Source organism: Mesorhizobium sp. B2-1-8 (genome assembly GCF_006442545.2).
GTDB lineage: Bacteria > Pseudomonadota > Alphaproteobacteria > Rhizobiales > Rhizobiaceae > Mesorhizobium.
Genome location: NZ_CP083952.1, coordinates 3,620,120 through 3,638,731 on the forward strand (window position 1 = coordinate 3,620,120; position 18,612 = coordinate 3,638,731).

At 60.8% G+C, this 18,612-nt stretch carries 15 protein-coding genes, 1 tRNA gene and 1 pseudogene; 12 read left to right on the plus strand and 5 right to left on the minus strand.

The window, feature by feature from the left end; genetic code table 11:
* Positions 1 to 80 precede the first annotated feature (80 nt).
* Together FJ970_RS17690 and FJ970_RS17695 are read left to right on the plus strand one after the other, a co-directional pair.
* Positions 81 to 1,199: a DUF2157 domain-containing protein gene (locus tag FJ970_RS17690; RefSeq protein ID WP_140761355.1), complete on the plus strand. Its 1,119-nt coding sequence runs from the start codon at positions 81 to 83 to the stop codon at positions 1,197 to 1,199.
* Positions 1,196 to 1,780, plus strand: coding sequence for a GDYXXLXY domain-containing protein (locus FJ970_RS17695; RefSeq protein WP_140761352.1), 585 nt, complete (start codon positions 1,196 to 1,198; stop codon positions 1,778 to 1,780). The genes FJ970_RS17690 and FJ970_RS17695 overlap by 4 nt, the downstream gene beginning before the upstream one ends.
* Positions 1,781 to 1,879: 99 nt before the next feature.
* Here the strand turns inward: FJ970_RS17695 and FJ970_RS17700 are convergent.
* A tRNA-Leu gene (locus tag FJ970_RS17700) sits at positions 1,880 to 1,962 on the minus strand.
* Positions 1,963 to 2,321: 359 nt separating this feature from the next.
* Here FJ970_RS17700 and tig point away from each other — a divergent pair.
* From tig to FJ970_RS17715, 3 genes are all read left to right on the plus strand, one after another.
* Positions 2,322 to 3,797 (plus strand): trigger factor, encoded by a 1,476-nt coding sequence (gene tig, locus FJ970_RS17705; RefSeq protein ID WP_140761349.1) that lies wholly within the window; start codon positions 2,322 to 2,324, stop codon positions 3,795 to 3,797.
* A 175-nt stretch (positions 3,798 to 3,972) separates the two neighbouring features.
* Positions 3,973 to 4,473, plus strand: a complete 501-nt coding sequence (locus tag FJ970_RS17710) for a hypothetical protein (RefSeq protein WP_415752007.1) — start codon at positions 3,973 to 3,975, stop codon at positions 4,471 to 4,473.
* Positions 4,474 to 4,670: 197 nt separating this feature from the next.
* Positions 4,671 to 5,192, plus strand: a complete 522-nt coding sequence (locus FJ970_RS17715) for a LysR family substrate-binding domain-containing protein (protein WP_227791819.1) — start codon at positions 4,671 to 4,673, stop codon at positions 5,190 to 5,192.
* 160 nt (positions 5,193 to 5,352) lie between these two features.
* On the opposite strand, the pseudogene FJ970_RS17720 reads toward FJ970_RS17715, so the two are convergent.
* Positions 5,353 to 5,517 (minus strand): annotated as a pseudogene (locus FJ970_RS17720) (JAB domain-containing protein); the annotation flags it as partial.
* Positions 5,518 to 6,020: 503 nt separating this feature from the next.
* Positions 6,021 to 10,583 (minus strand): putative Ig domain-containing protein, encoded by a 4,563-nt coding sequence (locus FJ970_RS17725; protein ID WP_181178707.1) that lies wholly within the window; start codon positions 10,581 to 10,583, stop codon positions 6,021 to 6,023.
* 477 nt (positions 10,584 to 11,060) lie between these two features.
* Between FJ970_RS17725 and FJ970_RS17730 the strand changes: the two genes are divergently transcribed.
* The 4 genes from FJ970_RS17730 to FJ970_RS17745 all read left to right on the plus strand — a co-directional run bounded on the left by FJ970_RS17730 (position 11,061) and on the right by FJ970_RS17745 (position 13,330).
* The gene (locus tag FJ970_RS17730) at positions 11,061 to 11,591 is read left to right on the plus strand and encodes a phage tail protein (RefSeq protein WP_140761344.1); all 531 of its coding nucleotides are present in this window, start codon (positions 11,061 to 11,063) and stop codon (positions 11,589 to 11,591) included.
* Between the two features lie 74 nt (positions 11,592 to 11,665).
* Entirely contained in the window at positions 11,666 to 12,196 is a 531-nt protein-coding gene (locus tag FJ970_RS17735) for a phage tail protein (RefSeq protein ID WP_140761341.1), read from the plus strand.
* Between the two features lie 61 nt (positions 12,197 to 12,257).
* Positions 12,258 to 12,791 (plus strand): phage tail protein, encoded by a 534-nt coding sequence (locus tag FJ970_RS17740; RefSeq protein WP_140761339.1) that lies wholly within the window; start codon positions 12,258 to 12,260, stop codon positions 12,789 to 12,791.
* 137 nt (positions 12,792 to 12,928) lie between these two features.
* Positions 12,929 to 13,330: a GNAT family N-acetyltransferase gene (locus FJ970_RS17745; RefSeq protein WP_227791821.1), complete on the plus strand. Its 402-nt coding sequence runs from the start codon at positions 12,929 to 12,931 to the stop codon at positions 13,328 to 13,330.
* A gap of 38 nt (positions 13,331 to 13,368) precedes the next feature.
* On the opposite strand, the gene FJ970_RS17750 is transcribed toward FJ970_RS17745, so the two are convergent.
* Both FJ970_RS17750 and FJ970_RS17755 read right to left on the minus strand, forming a co-directional pair.
* Complete coding sequence (locus FJ970_RS17750) at positions 13,369 to 13,662, minus strand: DUF6916 family protein (RefSeq protein ID WP_140761334.1); 294 nt, start codon at positions 13,660 to 13,662, stop codon at positions 13,369 to 13,371.
* 509 nt (positions 13,663 to 14,171) lie between these two features.
* Positions 14,172 to 14,396 carry a helix-turn-helix domain-containing protein gene (locus FJ970_RS17755; protein ID WP_140761331.1) on the minus strand — a complete coding sequence of 75 codons (225 nt, stop codon included), beginning with the start codon at positions 14,394 to 14,396 and terminating at the stop codon, positions 14,172 to 14,174.
* Between the two features lie 572 nt (positions 14,397 to 14,968).
* On the opposite strand from FJ970_RS17755, the gene FJ970_RS17760 reads away from it, so the two are divergent.
* The 3 genes from FJ970_RS17760 to FJ970_RS17770 all read left to right on the plus strand — a co-directional run bounded on the left by FJ970_RS17760 (position 14,969) and on the right by FJ970_RS17770 (position 18,108).
* Positions 14,969 to 15,094, plus strand: coding sequence for a type IV toxin-antitoxin system AbiEi family antitoxin domain-containing protein (locus FJ970_RS17760; RefSeq protein WP_265336177.1), 126 nt, complete (start codon positions 14,969 to 14,971; stop codon positions 15,092 to 15,094).
* Between the two features lie 163 nt (positions 15,095 to 15,257).
* The gene (locus tag FJ970_RS17765) at positions 15,258 to 16,106 is read left to right on the plus strand and encodes a DUF4118 domain-containing protein (protein WP_227791823.1); all 849 of its coding nucleotides are present in this window, start codon (positions 15,258 to 15,260) and stop codon (positions 16,104 to 16,106) included.
* A 79-nt stretch (positions 16,107 to 16,185) separates the two neighbouring features.
* A complete protein-coding gene (locus FJ970_RS17770) occupies positions 16,186 to 18,108 on the plus strand; it encodes a potassium transporter Kup (RefSeq protein WP_227791824.1) in 1,923 nt (640 codons plus the stop codon).
* Positions 18,109 to 18,612: the final 504 nt, after the last annotated feature.

The window sequence follows — 18,612 nt, forward strand, 5'->3', positions numbered from 1 at the left end:
GAAGCCAGAATCAGAAAGTGCCGTGACGTCAACGGCTTGGGTGCGTCGGCTAAAATGACGACCGGGTGGGGAGAGAGGGCATGGCGGGGTACTCGACACGGATCAGGGCCGACATTGAGCGATGGCGACAGGCCGGACTGATCGACGCCTCGACGGCTGATGTGCTGAGGCGCGACGTCGAAGTCAACGCCCGCCAGTCGCTCAGCTTCGGCTCGATCCTCGCAATGCTGGCGGCCCTTCTCTTTGGAGCGGCCGTCCTGATCTTCGTCGCTGCCAACTGGGATGCGATCCCGCGCCTGGCGCGGGTGACAGCACTCTTTGCCGTCATTCTCGGCGGCTATGTCGGCGGCGCGGTGCTGAAGACGCGCGACCACGCGGCAATCGGCGAAGCGCTGTGGATCATTGCCGCGGCCGCGTTCGGCGGCTCGATCGCGCTGATCGGCCAGATGTACCATTTGTCCGGCGACGAGGCTTCCGCGCTGGTCACCTGGGGCGGCGGTACGGCGCTGGCGGCGGTAGCGCTGCGCTCCAACCCGCTGACCGTGGCAGCGGTCGGTATCGCCGACGCCTGGCTGTTCCTGAAAGGGTTCGACTATTACAGCCGTAGCGAATTTCCGCATGCCTTCGTCGTCATGGCGGTCGTGCTGTTTGCCGTCTCGTTCTGGACCCGCAGCCAGCCAGCGCGGCACCTGATCATCCTGTCGCTGCTCTTCTATCTCGTATTGCTGGCGATGGACCACGAGACGCTGCCGGTGGCGATCCCGCTGGTCATTGTCTCTGTCGTGCTTTTCGCTGCCGCCGTCTTTGCACCGGAACCGGTCGACAGGATCGTGCAGCTTGGCGGCCGCTTGCCGTTGCACGCATTGCTGGGCTTCCTCACCGGCCTGGCCATCATCCAGTTCGAACTGGCCGACGAAAGCATCTACAACAGCGGCTTCACCATTGCCTCGGTCGTAGCTCTCGCCGGCATCGTCGCGGCTATCGTGTTCGCAGGGCGTGAGATCCGTGGGCTGCGCTGGCTCGCCTATCTCGGCTTCGCCTTCGAACTCGCCGTCATCTATGTCGTGACCTTGCAGTCGATGCTCGATACGGCCGGCTTCTTCCTGGCCGCCGCGGTGCTCCTCGGCGCGCTTGCGATCGTCATCATCCGCGTCGAAAAACGCATGAAGGGTCCAGTCACCGCGGGAGCCACGGCATGATGACTGGAAAGAGGCTTGTCATCGCGGCACTCGTGCTGGCGCTCGTCCAGATCGGATTCCTGAGCTGGATCATCGCCGGACGGGCGGCGATCCTGCGCAACGGCAAGGAAGTGCTGTTGAAGATCGAACCGGTCGACCCTCATGATCTCTTGCGCGGCGACTATATCATCCTCGGCTATGACATCTCGCGCATGCCGGTGAAGATGATCGCTAACATTCCCGAGGGCAAATTCTCGAGCGACGACACGCCGATCGTGGTCCGGCTGAAGAAGGGCGCCGATGGGTACTGGACCCCGACCACAGCCTGGTTCGGCAAGGCGCCGGCGCCGGCCGGTGCAGAGGAGGCCGACATTTCGGGCCATGTCGCCGCCGGTTGGGACCTTCGCGGCGAAGGCATGACGATCGCGCCGGATTACGGCATCGAACGCTTCTATCTGCCGGAAGGCGAGGGGCTGGCGATCCAGAACGACATGCGGGTGCGGCCGTTCGGCATCAAGCTGGCGCTCGCCGCCGATGGCACGGCACAGATCAAGGCGTTGGTGGATGGCGACAAGACACTGTTCGAGGAGCCGCTTTATTAGGGACGCACGATCCTCCTTCGCCAAGGCTTCGGAGGATACTCCCTTATCCATCTAACGAGCTTGGTGTGGCCTGCCACCCGAAGCTCGAAGAGCGAAGGGTGGTGCGGGTAGAGGGACTCGAACCCCCACGATCTCTCGCCAGAACCTAAATCTGGTGCGTCTACCAGTTCCGCCATACCCGCGTGACCCGGCAATCCCATGTAGCCATCATTCTGTCAATGTCGGAGACAACATGTCGGGTCAGGGCCGAAATGTGGTTATTCGCCTAAACGCGAAGACTGTTGAAAATTGGGCTCGCCTGTGACAAAAGGCGTGTCAAATGTGACGGGACGCGACGATCCGCTTCTACAAGATGTGATAAGAAGTAGGAAAAACAAGAACTTATTCACATTTTGGAACGCAGTTTGGGAGAGTTTGAGCCGCATTTCCGGTCAAATCGCCAGGTTCCGTACCAAAAGCCATTCCCGGCAAGAATTACCGGCAGGCTGTAAACGGCAGGGAGCCGTTTGGCAGCCTCATTGGTGAAAACAAAGGTTTTACGATGCAGGTCACCGAAACACTCAATTCCGGTCTCAAGCGCGAGATCAAGATCACCGTGCCGGCCGGTGACATGGAGGCCAAGCTGATGGCGCGGCTGTCGGACGCCCGCAACAAGGTTCGCATCAACGGCTTCCGTCCGGGCAAGGTGCCGGTGCAGCACCTGCGCAAGGTCTATGGCAAGTCGTTCATGGCCGAGGTGGTCAACGAGATCCTCAACGACTCGACCCGTTCGATCATCACCGGGCGCGGCGAAAAGGCCGCCATGCAGCCCGAGGTCATCATGACCGAGGACGAGAAGGAAGCTGAGAAGATCTTGGCCGGCGGCGCCGACTTCGAGTTCCGCCTCAATTATGAGGTCATTCCAGCGATCGAAATCAAGGATTTCTCCGACATCAAGGTGACGCGCCAGGTGTTCGACGTTCCGGATTCGGAAATCGACGACCAGGTCAAGCGCGTCGCCGAATCGGCACGCAGCTATGAGCCGAAGACCGGCAAGGCCGCCGAGGGCGATCGCGTCTCGATCGACTATGTCGGCAAGATCGCCGGCGAGGCTTTCGCTGGCGGCGCCGGCAACGATCAGCCGCTGGTGCTGGGCTCCAAGGAGTTCATTCCGGGCTTCGAGGAACAGCTGATCGGCACCAAGGCCGGTGACGAGAAGCAGGTCACCGTAACGTTCCCGGAAAACTACCAGGCGGCGCATCTGGCCGGGAAGGAAGCGACCTTCGACGTCACCGTCAAGGAAGTGTCGAAGCCCGGCGAACTGGAAATCAACGACGAGACCGCCAAGAACCTTGGCCTGGAATCGCTCGAGCGCCTGCGTGACATCGTGCGCGGCCAGATCGAGAACCAGTTCGGCTCGATGACGCGCCAGAAGGTGAAGCGCCAGTTGCTCGACCAGCTCGATGCTGCCTATTCGTTCGAAGCGCCGTCGAAGCTCGTCGAGGCGGAATTCAACAACATCTGGGCACAGGTCAACCGTGACCTGGAAGCCGCCGGCCGCACCTTCGCCGACGAAGAAACGACCGAGGAAGAGGCGCGCGCCGAATATATGCGCCTTGCCGAGCGCCGCGTGCGCCTTGGCCTCGTGCTGGCCGAGATCGGCGAGAAGGCCGGCGTCACCGTGTCGGACGAGGAACTGCAGCGCGGCCTGTTCGAGCAGGTTCGCCGCTTCCCGGCCAACCAGCAGCAGGAAGCCTTCGAGTTCTACCGCAGCAACCCCGAGGCGCTCAACGCGCTCAGGGCGCCGATGTTCGAGGAGAAGGTCGTCGACCACCTGCTCGAGCAGATCTCGGTCACCGACGTCAAGGTCAGCAAGGAAGAGCTGATGGCCGACGACGAGGAGGCCGAAACCGCGACCAAGGCGAAGCCGGCCAAGAAGGCCACCGCGAAGAAGGCTGACGACAAGAAAGCCGACGACGCGGAAGAGCCGAAGAAGAAGGCCGCACCGAAGAAAAAGGCGGCCAAGGACGCCGAATAGACCGGACGTTCCAACGGATTTCGAAAGGCCGCCTCCGGGCGGCCTTTTTCGTTGCGAAACTGCAACATCGGATTCGTTCTTGATGGGCACCGGTGGCGGTACGAAGCCTCGATCATTATCTGGTTGGTTGGAAGACCAGAGGTAATTGGTGATGTCGTTGCGGGTGTTCGTGGAAATGAGGCGCGCTGCCGCCACGGTGCTTTTCCTTGCCTTGGCCTGCGGCGTTGCCGGGGCCGGCACGGACAATTGGCGTTTCGCCACCGGCAATGACGGCCTCGTCACGGCGTCGGTCTATGCCACCAACAAGCTGATCACCGGGGGCGGCGCGCTGAGCTACAGCCCGGTGCTGACCATTGCCTGCCGCGCGGACGGCGAGCCGGCCTGGACCGAATGGCTGCAATTGAACGACGCGGTCTCCGCCAGCCGGAAAATCACCATGTCGGTCACGATCGACAGGGACAGCAAATTCGACGAAAGCTGGTCCGTCGGCACACGCGGCAGGCTGCTGATGCGCGACGGCGCCGACGGCATCAAACGCCTCGTTCCGGCAAACCGCCTGCTGCTGTCGTGGCGCTTCGGACTGCTGTCCGGGCGCGGTCAGGCCGATTTCGACCTGGCCGGCTTCGGTGAGGCGGTCAGCCAGATTGCAGGCAGTTGCAGGACCGATCCGCCGTGATTGCGAAAAGGGGCAGCCTTTTAGGCTATCGCCACCGGAAGATTGATCCGAAAAATTCCTTCGCGCTTGCCCCTACCGTACCAGATCGACATGATGGACGCCGTGGGGCAAAGGGATGCGCCCGATTTGCCTTAGTGCCGGCCGGTCGCCCTTGATGACGCGAAAAACCGCAAGACCGGCGCTATCCGGATGTCGAGGTGGACCTCATCGAAATGAACTCACCATCGCTGGAAGCCGCCTTGTCGGCCGGCGAGATCGATCTGGGCGTCCTCCATCCGCCGCTTTCCGCGCCGGACCTCGCCGTTCTCGATTTGCCCGACGAAGCTCTTTTCCTGGCGCTGCCGGCTACACACCGGCTTGCCGGCCAACCGGCGATCAGGATCGCCGATCTGGAGGGGGAGCCATTCCTGCTAGCGCCGCGCAGCATCGGCCCCAGCATCTACGACCGCGTCATTGCCCTGTTCCAAGCCGAGGGCATCAGTCCGAGAATCGTCCAGGAGGTGACACCCATGACGACGCTGATAGGGCTGGTGGCCGCCGGTACGGGTCTTGGTTTCGTGACCGCGGGCATCGCGAAGGTGGCGCGGCCCGGCGTGACGTTCCGCCCGGTTCTCCCGGATCCACCCTCCTTGCCATTGGCTGTGGCCTGGCGCGGACCCGCATTGCCTGCCAGTGGCCAGCTATTTCTGGATATCGTGACGGAGTTTTCAAGGCGCTGATCAACGGAGCATGATCAAAAGCATGTCCCGTTGAATGGGAAGAGCCCGTTAATTGTTACCGCGGGTGCTCATCATCGACAAACTGCTTGCCAACTTCATGGGCTTCGTCAAACTCGCCGCTATCGCTATCTGGCTCAAATAGCTAAATCGTTACCACGGCCTAGATCAGCAACAACCCCTTCATGCTGGAATAGCCCTTTCGCCCGATGATGATGTGGTCGTGCACGGAAATACCCAGCCGCTTGGCTGCTTCGATGATCTCTTTCGTCATCTCGATATCGGCGCGCGATGGCGTCGGGTCGCCGGAAGGATGGTTGTGGAGAAGCATAGCCATCTCGCTAATTATTTGGAAAATCAGGATAAAATTAAGACTATCGGAAAGAAGGGTGTGGTTGTTGGGGTCTGTCTTATGTGCTGCAATGCGATCATCACGCTCAGTCACTTGCGGTCATGACGAGTCGTTTTGACGCACGGCGCGACACGGCTTTTGATTCACATTTCAACATGCGCGCCGCCAAGCTTGCTATCGGTGCGCTTCTGGCATTGAGAAGGGGGCTGCCACGGGGAGATCCACGCCGCTCATGCTCCTGTCGCGTTCTCACGCAAAGGCCATGCTGCTCGTCCTTATTCCATACCGAAACACATACGAGTTTAAACGCGACAAACGATCTCTGAGGACTGCGGTTTCTCTTTCAGTTTCTCTCGCTAATGTACATCGTCGGCCACGGCGTCCGCAGCCGTTTTCCGCAACGCCAAAGGCACTCCTGCGGCCGAGAAGCCGCAAGGATGAGGAGGGTGCGCCATAGGTCTTTCGGGCAAGCCTGAAGGTCAGAACGTTTTGCCCAGATTGACCAGGAATCCGTTGTCGGTATCGCCATCGCTGCCGAACAGGCCGCGATATTCCAGCCGCATGTTGAAGTCCTGCGCCGTCTGCACATTCACCCCGAGGCCGAGCATGAAGCGATCGTTCCCCAGCCCGCCGATCGACGTGTGATAGATCGGCCCGCCGAACATGTCGGCGTAGTTCATGGTGATCGCGCTGTCGCCCTGGAAATCGTGCTGGTACTCCAGCCTCACCTGCGGCGAAACCACGCCGTAGTCAGCGGTGAACTTGTAGGCGAGCGTCAGGCCGAGATTGCCCGTGGTGGTGCTGATGTCCTGCTCGCCATAGTGCAGGGCCGAAGACGGATCACCACTTTCGGTGAAGGCATCCAGCTTCGCCTTCGCAACGTCAAGACGTGCATAAGGCGAGACCTGCCATTCCTGGATCTCGAACTTCTTGCCGGCTGAAACCGAGGCGAACCACTGGCCGCCGTCGCGCTCGCCATTGGCAAAGCCGCCACCGGAAGTCAGATAACGCTTCGAGTCGAACGACAGCCACTGATATCCCATAAGACCGTCGATGAAGTAGTCCTGGCCTGGATGATAGCTGGCGTAGAGACCCGCCGTGTAGGCCTTGCCGGTGCTGCGGCTGCCATTGTCACCGATGTCGCTGACATCGCGGCCGTAGCCCATGCCGAGACCAATCGCGAAAGCGTGGCTGAAGCGATAGTCGACGCCAGCGCTGAGGCCCGTGGTCTCGAACTTGTAGCCGTCATTGCCGTTACGCTCGCCGATATTGATCGAGCCGCCGGTCCAGATGGTTACCTTGCTGTGGCCGAAGCTGCCGGTGCCGAAGCCGCCAGGCGTGCCCGATGTCGTGGTGTCGTCGGGGGACGATTTGAACGGCCAGTTCGGGTCGGACGCCTTGCTGCGACCGCAGTCAGGTCCTTTTGCCGCTTGTTCGGCTTCGCCGCAGGTGCTGTCGAAGGAGAGCACGATGCCCTGGACGAAGGCCAGGCTATCCGTGGGTTCCTGGCCATTGTCGCCGTCATGCAGGCTCTCCAGGCGCTGCTGGAAGTTGCCAATCTGCGAGGTGGCGAAACGGCGCGTTGCGGCGGTCTCCGCGTTGAGGATGCCCATGACCTCGCTGTCCAGCGTCGGATCTGGACGCTCGACGACCTCGATGGTGATCGCCGTCACCGCCGACGTCGCATAGGCGTTGCTCAGGGTGAAGGTTACCGTTTCCGTGCCCTTGAACGTCGCCGTCGGCGTGAAAGTCATCTGGAACCCGTTCAGCACCGTCGTGCCGGACGAAGACGGCGGCACCGAAACCAGGCTTGCGCTGGTGAAAGGCCCGCCGACTGCATCCTTGGTCAGGTCGACGACCACGGCCTTGCCCGACACCGTCGTTACATGCTGCGCGACCGGGGCGGGAAGGGGCCTGACGTTGATCGTGACGGTGGCGGGTGTCGAGGTTCCGCCTGGTCCGGTAGCTGTGTATGTCAGTGTGTCCGATCCGTTAAAGGACGCTCCCGGCGTGTAGACGATGTCGGTGCCGCTGACCGACGCGGTGCCGTGCGCGGGCGCCGTGGCAATCGCTACGGAGGTGATGGTCCCGGTATCGTTGTCCGTGACGTGGATGGTCACGGGCTGCCCTTCAAGCGTTTCAGCCGTCTCCGGGTTGGCGACCGGCGGGTTGTTGCCGATCACCAGCGTGTAATTTGCCGTGCCGGTGAAACCGAAACTGTCGGTCGCCGTGGCGGTGATGTTGAACGAGCCGAACTCTGCCGGCGTGCCCGAAAGCACGCCCGCTGAGGACAGCGTTGTTCCAGCTGGTAGCGTGCCCGTCAGCGCGTAGGTGTAAGGGCCGGTGCCGCCGCTGGCCGTCAGCGTCTGGCTGTAGGCAACGCCGAATTGACCCGCAGGCAAGGTGGCCGGCGCCAGCGTGATGGTCGGCGCGGCGATGATCAGCGTGTAGGGCCGGGACCCGGTCGCGGCAGTACCCGTCGTGCTGTCGGTCGCCGTCACGGTGAAGGAGAAGGAGCCGGCAACCGTCGGCGCGCCCGTGAGCGCTCCGGCCGCAAGCGTCAATCCTGCGGGCAGCGTGCCCGACGTCACCGCAAAGCTGTACGGGCTGGTGCCGCCACTCGCCGAAAAAGTCTGGCTGTAGGAGGTTCCGGCCACACCGCCGGGAAGGCTGGCGGGCGACACCGTCAGGCCGGGCACCAGGACCTGCAGGCTGTAACTTTGGGTGCCCGTCTGGCCATTGGCATCTTGCGCCTGAACCGTGATCGGAAATGTGCCGGACTGCGTCGGCGTTCCCGAAAGAACGCCTGCTGAAGTGAGCGACATGCCATTCGGCAGCGGACCGGAAGATACAGTGAAGCTGTAGGGGCCGACGCCGCCGGATGCGACAAGAGAAACGGGCGTGTAGGCAGCCCCCGCGGTCGCATCCGCCAGCGAAGCCGGCGTGATTGCGATGGTCGGTGCGCCGACCTGCAGGACATAGTTTTGCGTTCTGGCGAACGGTGCGCCGGTGCCGGTGCTGCTATCGGCTGCCTGGACCGAGAAGGTGAACAAGCCGGTTACGGTGGGTGTTCCCGAGAGCAGCCCGGTCCCGGGATCAAGCGCGAGGCCCGCTGGAAGCGCACCGGCGCTGACAGTGTAGCTGTAGGGCGCCGTGCCACCGGACGCCGAGAACTGCTGGCTGAAGGCCGCGCCATAGGCGGCGCTAAGCGTTCCCGCCGCCGGCGTCATGGAAAGCGTTGGCGCAGCGACAGTGAGCGTGAAGGGCTGCGCAATCGCGAAGGGGCCATTTCCGGTGCTGCTGTCATTGCCCGTGACGTTGAGGGCGAAGCTGCCCGCTTCTGTCGGCGTTCCCGAAACGGTCACGCTGTTGGTCCCCGTGGTGGAAAGACCTGCCGGCAAACCGCTCACCGACAGTGTGTATGGCGCAGCGCCACCCGATGCGGTGAAGGTCTGCGTGTAGGCCACGCCAACCTGCGCGGCCAATGCCCCGGCTGCCGCGACGGTGATCGTCGGGTTGCTGACCGTGATGGTGACCGTCGTCGGTGCGGATGTTCCGGCTGTATTCGTTGCCGTGTAGGTAAAAGAGTCGGGACCGGCGTAACCGGCGGTGGGCGTGTAGCTGATCGTTGTGCCGCTGGCCGTGGCCGTGCCGTGGGTGGCCGCTGTGCCAACCGCAACCGATGTCGGTGTGCCGCCGGTTATGTTGAGCGTGATCGGATTGGCGCTGCTGTCGTAGGCGACCGTGGCCGACACTGCGTTGGCGACCGGCGGAATGTTGACGACGTTGAGCGTATAGGCCTGCGGCGCACTCGAATAGGGTCCCGTGCCCGTGCTGCTGTCGGTCGCGGTTACCGAGAAGTTGAAATTACCGGCCGCGCTTGGCGTGCCGGAAAGGTTGCCTGAAGCCGATAGCGCCACGCCCGGCGGCAGGGCTCCGCCTGTCACTGCATATGTGTAGGGCGAAGTGCCTCCGGTCGCCGGATTGAGGGACGCCGAATAGGCGCTGCCGGCCGTGCCGTCTGCCAATGTCGTCGCCGGCAAGCTGATGGTCGGCGCGGCAATCGTCAGCGTATAGGCCCGTGTGCCGCTGAATGGTCCGGGCGCGGTGCTGCTATCCGTTGCCTGGACGGTGAAATTGAATGTGCCGCCGGCGGTTGGCGTGCCTGAAAGCGCGCCTGTTGTCCCGTTCAACGTCAGCCCGGCTGGAAGCGATCCCGCGCTGATGGTGAATGTATAGGGGGCCGTGCCGCCGCTGCCGGTCATGGTCGCGCCGCTGTAGGCGACCGCGACTGTACCGCCGGGCACGGTGGCGGGGTTGACGACGATGGTCGGAGCGGCATTGATGACGACTGTTATGTCCTGGGTGCCGAACCAGACGCCGCCGGTCGAAATCGTCGTGCTGTCCTGCGACTTGACCTTGAATGTGACGGTGCCCTGGGCGCTCGGCGTTCCGGAAATCAGGCCGCTGGAGGACAAGCTCAGTCCAGCCGGCAGGGGGCCAATCTCGACACTGTAAGTATAGGGCGCGGTGCCGCCGCTGGTGCTGAGTTGCTGGCTGTATACAAAGCCTACCGCGCCTGCGGGCGGGTTGGTCGGCGAAACGACCAGGGTGGGGCCGGCGACACTGAAGCTGTAGCTTTTGTCGGTTGTCAGGGGCGTGCCGGCCGTGGAATCCACCACATGCACAGTGTAGTTGTAAGGGCCCGAGCCCGTCGGCGTGCCTGAAATCCTGCCATTGGGCGCAAGGCTGAGCCCCGGCGGCAAGCTGCCGCCACCCGACGTATAGGCATAGGGCGCCACGCCACCACTGGATGAAAGTGTCTGGTCGTAGAAAACGCCGACGGCCGGCGTTGGCAGGCTAGCGGGGGTGACGGTGATGGGCGAACTGGCAGGCAAGACGGTCACATTGACGGTGACGACACCAGCGGAGGCATCTTCAAAGGTGAAGCTGTCCGACAGGGCGCCATCGCCATTGTTGACATAAGTCAGGAGGCCGGCGGATGGGTTGTCGATGGTGACATGGCCGTGTGCAGGTTGCACCACCTGGCTCTGTGGGTTTGTTCCGAAAGGATCGCATGACGACGCGTCGATCTGGTGAGAGCCGCCAGATGCCACGGTAAACGTTATCGGGGCGGGGCAGCCTGCGGATGGTCCGGAGGCCAGCGCCCCGGACGGCGCCAAGGCAGCCATGCCAACAAACGCAAGCAAGGCAACCCACAGCAGGAACCTGCTGGCAAGCGCATCCGAACGCTCGACGCAATACTTTACAGTCCGATCCAATGCATGCCCCTCGTGCCGCCAATCGATACACTTTAGTGACGAAGCGAAAAATATCGACCGATCAAATCTTTAGCTGACGCAGAATCCGAGTGCGATCATCCCCGTCGGATTCAAAAGCAAAGTAAATCACACAGTCTTCACTATGTCTACTATGTAGAAAAAATCACCTTGCAGAATCCATGGTTTATGAGCAATGATGAATTCAACGAACTTGCTGCACAATATTAGGGGGAGCTAATGGCCGAATATTTCCTCGGGCAAATCATGATGACGGGGTTCGGGTTCGCGCAAAAGGGCTTCGCCTTTTGCAATGGCTCGATAATCGCCATCGCTCAGAACCAGGCACTGTTTTCGCTGCTCGGCACCACCTATGGCGGCAATGGCACAACGACCTTCGGCCTGCCCGACCTGCGGAGCCGCACCCCGGTCGGCTTTGGCCCATCCGCCGATCCGAACTGGAACCCATCAGCCTATCAGTGGGGTGAAACCGGCGGCGTTGAAAACGTCACGCTGCTGTCTCAGCAACTGCCGGCCCACAACCATGTTGGCAACGCAACCACTGCAGCGGGTGCGGCGCGCAATCCCAGCGGTGCGCTCTATGGCACCACCACAAATGCCATCTATGCCACGCCGAATGGCCGTCTGGTTCCACTTGCGGCTCCGACCGTCACCTATGTCGGCGGCAACCAGCCACACCCGAACATACAGCCCTACGAGACCATCAACTACAACATCGCGATGACCGGGATATTCCCGTCACGCAGCTGACGCCTGCGAGCCATCGTCAGATCACTGCACACCAATCACTGCCCGCCAAGTTACTGCCCGGAGGAGATCCATCGATGACCACGCCCTTTGTCGGAGAGATCCGCATGTTCGGGTTTTCGCGCGTGCCGAACGGTTGGTTCGCCTGCGACGGGGGGCTGTATCCCATCTCGGAATATGAGGTGTTGTTTACACTGATCGGCACCACCTATGGCGGCGATGGCCAGTCTACGTTCGCCGTGCCCAGTCTCTCCGGTCGTGTGCCCATCCATCAGGGCACCGGGTCTGGCCTTTCGAACTATGTCCTGGGCCAGGTGGCTGGCAGCGAGAACGTCACACTGCTTCCCCAGCAGATGCCGCAGCACAATCATTCGATGACCGCGACCACGTCGAGCGCCGATGGAAAATCGGTCAACACGACGGCCGAACTTGGTGCCATCTCAAGCGACACCATGTATGTGACCGATATTACCGGCGCGACGCCTTATGTCACTGCCCTACAATCGACGCAAAATGTCGGCGGGACCTCGCCGCACGACAACACAATGCCGACGCTGACAGTGCAGTTCTGCATTGCATGGGCGGGAATTTACCCATCGCAGGGTTGAGCCCCGCGCTCGGGATTGTTTACGGAAACCGGTTCGCCATCCAGATCGCAAGGACATTCCAATGACTGAGCCCTTCCTCGGTGAGATACAGGTCTTCGGCTTCAGCTTCGCTCCGGTCGGGTGGGCGTCCTGCAATGGCGCCGTTGTTCCGATCCAGCAATATTCGGCGCTGTTCTCGTTGCTTGGCACCAATTACGGCGGCAATGGCACAACCACCTTTCAACTGCCCAATTTTACCAACCGCGCCGGCTGCAACCAAGGCACAGGCCCTGGGCTTTCAAGCCGCACCATCGGCGAGACGTTTGGCGCAAGCAGTGAGACGATGACGGTAGCGCAAATGCCGGCGCACATGCATCAGTTCACAATATACAACCAGCCGGATCTGGCCAAGAAAACGGGGTCGCCCTCTGCCGGCAGTTCATTGGCCCCGCCGGGAAGCACCAGTCCTTTTGTGGCCAACGCGCAGGCGAACGCGCAATTCCTGCCCACAATGCTTGGCATTACCGGGAACAGTCAGCCGCACGAGAATCGCCAGCCTTACCTCGCGTTGAATTACAGTATAGCGATGTCGGGGGCCTATCCGTCGTTCGGTTGATGGTCTCGATCGAAGCAGAAGCGCTGCCGGCATTTCCTGCCGGCGAAAACTCTCGGCTGGGCTTTGCGCGTGGCGCGTCCCGCAGCGCGAGGCTCGCGGACATTCCATTTCTGCGCCAGCTCTACTGGACATTCCGAATGGAGGAAATGGAACCCGTGCCGTGGCTGCAGGAGATGAAACGCTCGTTCATCGACGGGCAATTCAACCTTCAGCATCGCCACTATGTCAGCGTATTTTCAAACGCCGAATTCCTGATACTGCAGGACAAGGGCAAGATGATCGGACGGCTCTATGTCGATACAAGCGCCGAGCGTTGGCATGTCATCGATATAGGTTTCCTGCCGCAGTATCGCGATCGCGGCCGAGGGCTCGCCGTGCTGAAGGCAATTCAACGCCAGGCGCAAAGCTGTTCGGCATCAAGCGTCTTCCTGCATGTTGAGCGGCGCAACATTCGCGCGCAGGCTCTCTACAGCCGGCTTCAGTTTCAAGAAGTCGAGGCTACGGATACACATGTCGGGATGGAGTGGTCGACCATCTGACAGACTGGCTCTTCTTCCCAACCGCTGGCGTTGTCGCCTCAATTGAAGATCGCCTGATAAACGATGCCTTCCTTGTCCCTGGCGACAGGGACAAGAAATATTTCCAGATTGCCCAGTGTCCCATTCTTCAGCCTGTAGAGCTTTTGCGGCAGCACGACCTGCGAGCCGCTTCGAAACATCAGGGAAAAGGGCGATCGCCGCATTCCTGGAAATCCGCTTTCCGGCAGCGGCCGCGCCTCCGACAGCGTCATGGGCAGCGAACTCTCCCCCATATCGAGGTCGAACGCACTGCCGATGCACCCGGCGAAATCCTCCAGCGTCACAAGCCCCATGAGTTCTCCACTTTCCGCTCTATCGATGCCGGTGTTTGGCACGGCACGAAAGTTCTTGCGAGCCCTTCCTTCCGGGACTGGGTCCGTCTCCCCGTCCTCTGCGCTCGATGACGGTCGCGACAGCGACGAGGGCAGGGCGTTCGTCGAGCGCTGCCGGGGCGACCGGCATCAGTTCCGCTTCATCAGTGTGCCGGAGGATGCCGTCGAGATGAAGAGATGCGTTCCCTAACCCGCGATCTCATGCGACAAATCCCGGCTCGACTGGATTGCCGTCGACCGCTACAACACAAGCCATCCTCACACCGCAAGTGAGAGCTACACGCTGCGCGCCAATCGCCATCGATCGGGCAAAGCGTTTGGAACATTACGGCCTCGCCTCCGAGACTGGGCGCAGCTTCCTCCTGTCGTAAGCTATCTTATTGAAATGCCGTGCAAAAGTCTAGCCCTCTAAGAGCATGAGGAGCGGCTTCTGGAGGCGAAATTGGATGCTCCTTCGTCACCAATCACGCTCACTCACCGTCATTCCTGCTGAACCCCTTTGACGCACGGCACGCCACTGTATTCTTTTGATCCCACATCTCGAGTTCCTCAATTGGATACAACACCGCTTTGCCGAGCTTGACGTACGCCGGTCCGATCCTTTTCGCTCGCCAATTTCGCAGCGTTCCAAGAGAGATGCTGCCGCGATAGCGTTCCGACACTTCCTCAGCTGTCAAAAACTTCCTGTTGTCCATCAGGCTCTCCCAATGTCCGACCTCGGGAGCATGTGAGCAGGCTCAAGCACGCTCCCAAACCCTGGATTATGCAGTTGCGCGGCCATGAGTGGGTATGTGCATAAGAAATAGAAGCCGCTAAGCGAGGGAGTAGAAGCAGCGGATATGGATGGATAGAAATCGGATCGACTGCCAACAAAGTGCAAGGTCGGTCGACCCGGGCCAGCCGGAAATGAAGAGGGCGGTCTCCGGCAACATTGCCTCGACGCGTTCGTGCTTGGGGTAGACGCGAGAGTCGGCGAATTGGAATCAGGCGATCGAAACTTAAGGCTTTTCCAGACGCTTGTCGGAACGAGAGGCACTGTGGAGCGCAGGCGGCCATATACGACGTTCGCAGTTTGACGTGACACTGGCTCCCCGGGCCGCACGAAACTGCGAACTATGAGCTGCCGATCTCCCTCAAAACCACGCCGGAGCCTTCCCTCAAGACTCGCAAGCGGGATCGCGAGTGCGCGGAGCGAATCCATTGGGCAGACGGCCCAAAGCCATCTCTGAGGCAACGGGCAGTAGCGCTCGCCCAACAACAGGGGGTAATGCGAACGCGCGACCTCACGAACATCGGTGTTCCGCGTTGCTATCTGACCCGGATGTGCAACGAGGGCCTGCTTATCAAGGTCGGCTATGGCGCGTATCGCGCTGCAGATCAAGAGCCGACATGATCAGGGAATGATCAGGGCCGAAGGCGGCAAGCGTGCACAGAGTTCCCGGATCCGCCGCCTTTCGACTATGGAATCTTTATATCTTTGGCCTGCCGCACGAATGGAATCTTTATGTGTATCGGCCTAGCTTTGGGCATGCGGCAACGCCGGCGGGAGTGAACCGATGGCCGATGTCAATCCGAGGCTGCAACAGGACATTACTGCGTCGCCGGGTGCCGATTCGCTTTTCGGCTTGGCCGATGCTCCCGCCGCGGTACGCTATCTTGCTTCGTTTGCAATGACCGCCTTCGCGACGGTGGTGGCTGCCGGTGTCGACAGCCAGGTGGCGATCCCGAACATCTCGCTCATATTTGTGGTGCCGGTGATCATAGGGGCCGTCGGCCTAGGTTTGGCCCCCTCGCTCTTTTCGGCGATACTTGGTGCACTCGCCTACAATTTCTTCCTCACCGAGCCTCGCTACACGCTGATCGTCGATGACCCGGCAAACGTCTGGGCCATTGGACTGCTTTTCGTCGTCGGACTTATCGGCAGTGGCGTGGCCTTTACCTCCCGGCGCCGCGCAATTGAAGCGGCGCTCCTGAGGAGGCAGGCAACGATGCTGCAAAACTATAGTCGCGACGTCGCGGGGATCGACAATGCGAAGGCGATCGTCTCGATCACTTGCCACATGCTTGCAGCGCTCTTCCAAGTTCCTGTCGTCATTCTCGTTTTGGACGGCAGAAGGGTTTCCGTCGAGAAAGTCGGCAATGTAGAGCCCCAGGAAGCAGAGATAGAGGCGGCGCAATCGTCATTGGCAACAGGACTTGTCGTGAGCGCCGGAGTCTATCCGGCGTTGACCTCGCGCTTTGACTTCTGGCCCGTAAAAACAACGGCAGGGGGCCCGCGCGCGGCCATTGGGCTCGCATTCGACCCCGATGAACGTCCTGCGACGCCTTCGACGTCGGTCGATATCGTGAGTCGCTTCCTGGCCCTGGCCCTTGATCGTCAACATTTCCGGCATGCTCGAACGTAAACAGCCGGGAAGGCGAAAGTCAGCAAACGGCGCGAGGACAACGACAACGAAACGTTGCTCTAGCCGGAGGAGCAGGTTCATGAGCAATGCCGATGCAGGCGACGGCGGGGCTGCAGCAGCACAGTCGGCTGCGCATGATGTCCACCCCCAGCAGAGCGCGCGAATACTGGTTCTGGGCGCTCTCGGCGTCGTTTATGGCGATATCGGAACAAGTCCTCTCTACGCGTTTCGCGAAGCCCTGTTTGTTGCGGCATCGGACGGATCGGCGACACGTGAGGATGTGCTTGGCATTCTTTCGTTGATCATTTGGGCGCTGACCCTCATCGTAACGGTTAAATACGTCACATTTGTTCTCCGAGCGGACAACAAGGGCGAAGGCGGCACACTCTCCCTGATGTCCCTGGCCGGCAGTAGTCTTCCGGCTCGCTCGGCTGCCATTTTGGTATTGGGCGTGCTTGGCGCGGCGTTGTTTACGGGCGACTCTATGATCACGCCAGCGATCTCGGTGCTCGCTGCAGTGGAAGGTCTTGAGACCGTCACGCCAGCCCTTGAGCCATACGTCTTGCCAGTCACGCTTGTCATTCTTGCAGGGCTCTTCGCGGTCCAACGATTCGGGACCGGCGCCATTGGAGGCGTTTTCGGGCCGATTACATTCGCATGGTTTCTCGCGCTGGGGGTTTCCGGAGTAAGCCACATCGTCACCAATCCCGGAGTGTTGTGGGCCGTCAATCCCTACTACGCCGTCCACTATCTCGTGGCCAATTCAGCACTTGCGCTCGGTACAATCGGCGCTGTTTTTCTAGCTGTGACCGGCGCTGAGGCGCTTTACGTCGATCTTGGCCACTTTGGCCGCAGACCGATTGTGATGGCTTGGCTGTGGATCGTGTTCCCGTGCCTTCTGCTCAACTACATTGGGCAGGGCGCCTTTGTTTTGAACCGCACCGAATTGCCGGAGAATGTTTTCTTCGACATGCAGCCTCGCTGGGCACTGGTGCCGATGGTCGTCTTGGCCACCGCCGCGACGATCATCGCCAGTCAGGCTGTGATTTCCGGGGCGTTTTCGCTGGTGCGTCAAGCCGTTCAGCTGAATCTTCTGCCGCGATTCAGCATCCTGCACACATCCGAGACGCAAGTTGGCCAAATCTATCTTCCGAGGGTCAATTTGCTGCTCGGCATCGGCGTCATGATGCTGGTGCTCGGGTTCCAGAAGTCGGGCAACCTCGCATCGGCCTACGGCATCTCCGTCACCGGTCAGATGGTGGTCACGGACCTGCTTCTCTTCATCGTCATGCGCCGAATCTGGAACTGGTCAGTTACCGGCGCCCTTGCAGCGTCGGCACTGTTTCTGATCGTGGACTTGGTATTCCTCGGCTCGAACATCATTAAGGTGATCGAAGGAGGCTGGGTTACGCTGACCATTGCGTTGGTGATGTGCCTCATTATCTGGACTTGGGTGCGCGGCGGCCGCTACCTGTTCGACAAGACGCGCCGCAATGAGATCCCGCTCGATTTCCTTGCCGGCAATCTGTTGAAGAAGAAGCCCCATCTGGTTTCGGGCACGGCGGTGTTCCTGACCAGCGATCCGCTGAGTGCGCCGACCGCGCTGATGCACAGTCTCAAGCACTACAAGGTGTTGCACGAGCAGAACGTCATCCTTTCGGTGGTGACGGCGCCACAGCCGGTAGTGCCCGACAGCGAGCGGGTGAAGATGGAGACGGTCAACGAGCTGTTCATGCGAGTGACGCTGACCTTCGGCTACATGGAGCAGCCGAATATCCCCCGTGCGCTCGCGATCTGCCGCAAGCAGGGCTGGAAGTTTGACATCATGTCGACATCCTTCTTCCTGTCGCGGCGCTCGCTCAAGGCCTCGCCCAATTCTGGCATGCCGGTGTGGCAGGACAAGCTGTTCATCGGGCTGGCCCGAACGGCGGCCGATGCGACGGAGTATTTCCAGATACCGACCGGGCGCGTGGTCGAGATCGGCACCCAGGTGGTGATCTGATCCGACTGGGTCGCTCCCGCCGAATGTATCTGTGGTCTCTTGAAGGCGCGTACTCCCCTTGCACGCGCCGGATTGCGGTCACGCTGGCAAAAAAATAAAGCGTCGGTTTCCGCCTGCTGCCAACACCGCGCCCATCGGCGTTGACGTTGCCTGCAGTTTCTATCCAGTTTTGAATTCGTTTCCGGTGTTGGATTTGCCCTGATGGACGGCGGAAGCGACAGAACGCTGGCGCGGAGCCCTTCGTATTGCGCAGCGCGAGCAACCGTCGCAAATTGAAAGTTTGTGCAAACTCATTCTGCGCCTGCCATCTGGATCTGCGAATGAGGTCGCGCGCTGTGCCGTCGGCAAGCACACCGTTGCGAAAAGCCCAGCAGGTCGGAGCGCAGGCCAAGCCACTCAAACGAGGAAAAGCGGCTCCTGAAGTCAGTGCTGTAGAACTGCGAATGGGATCGCGTCGAGGTTCGCGCAAACTTCAGGCAACCTTTTCACTGCTTGCAGAATCGC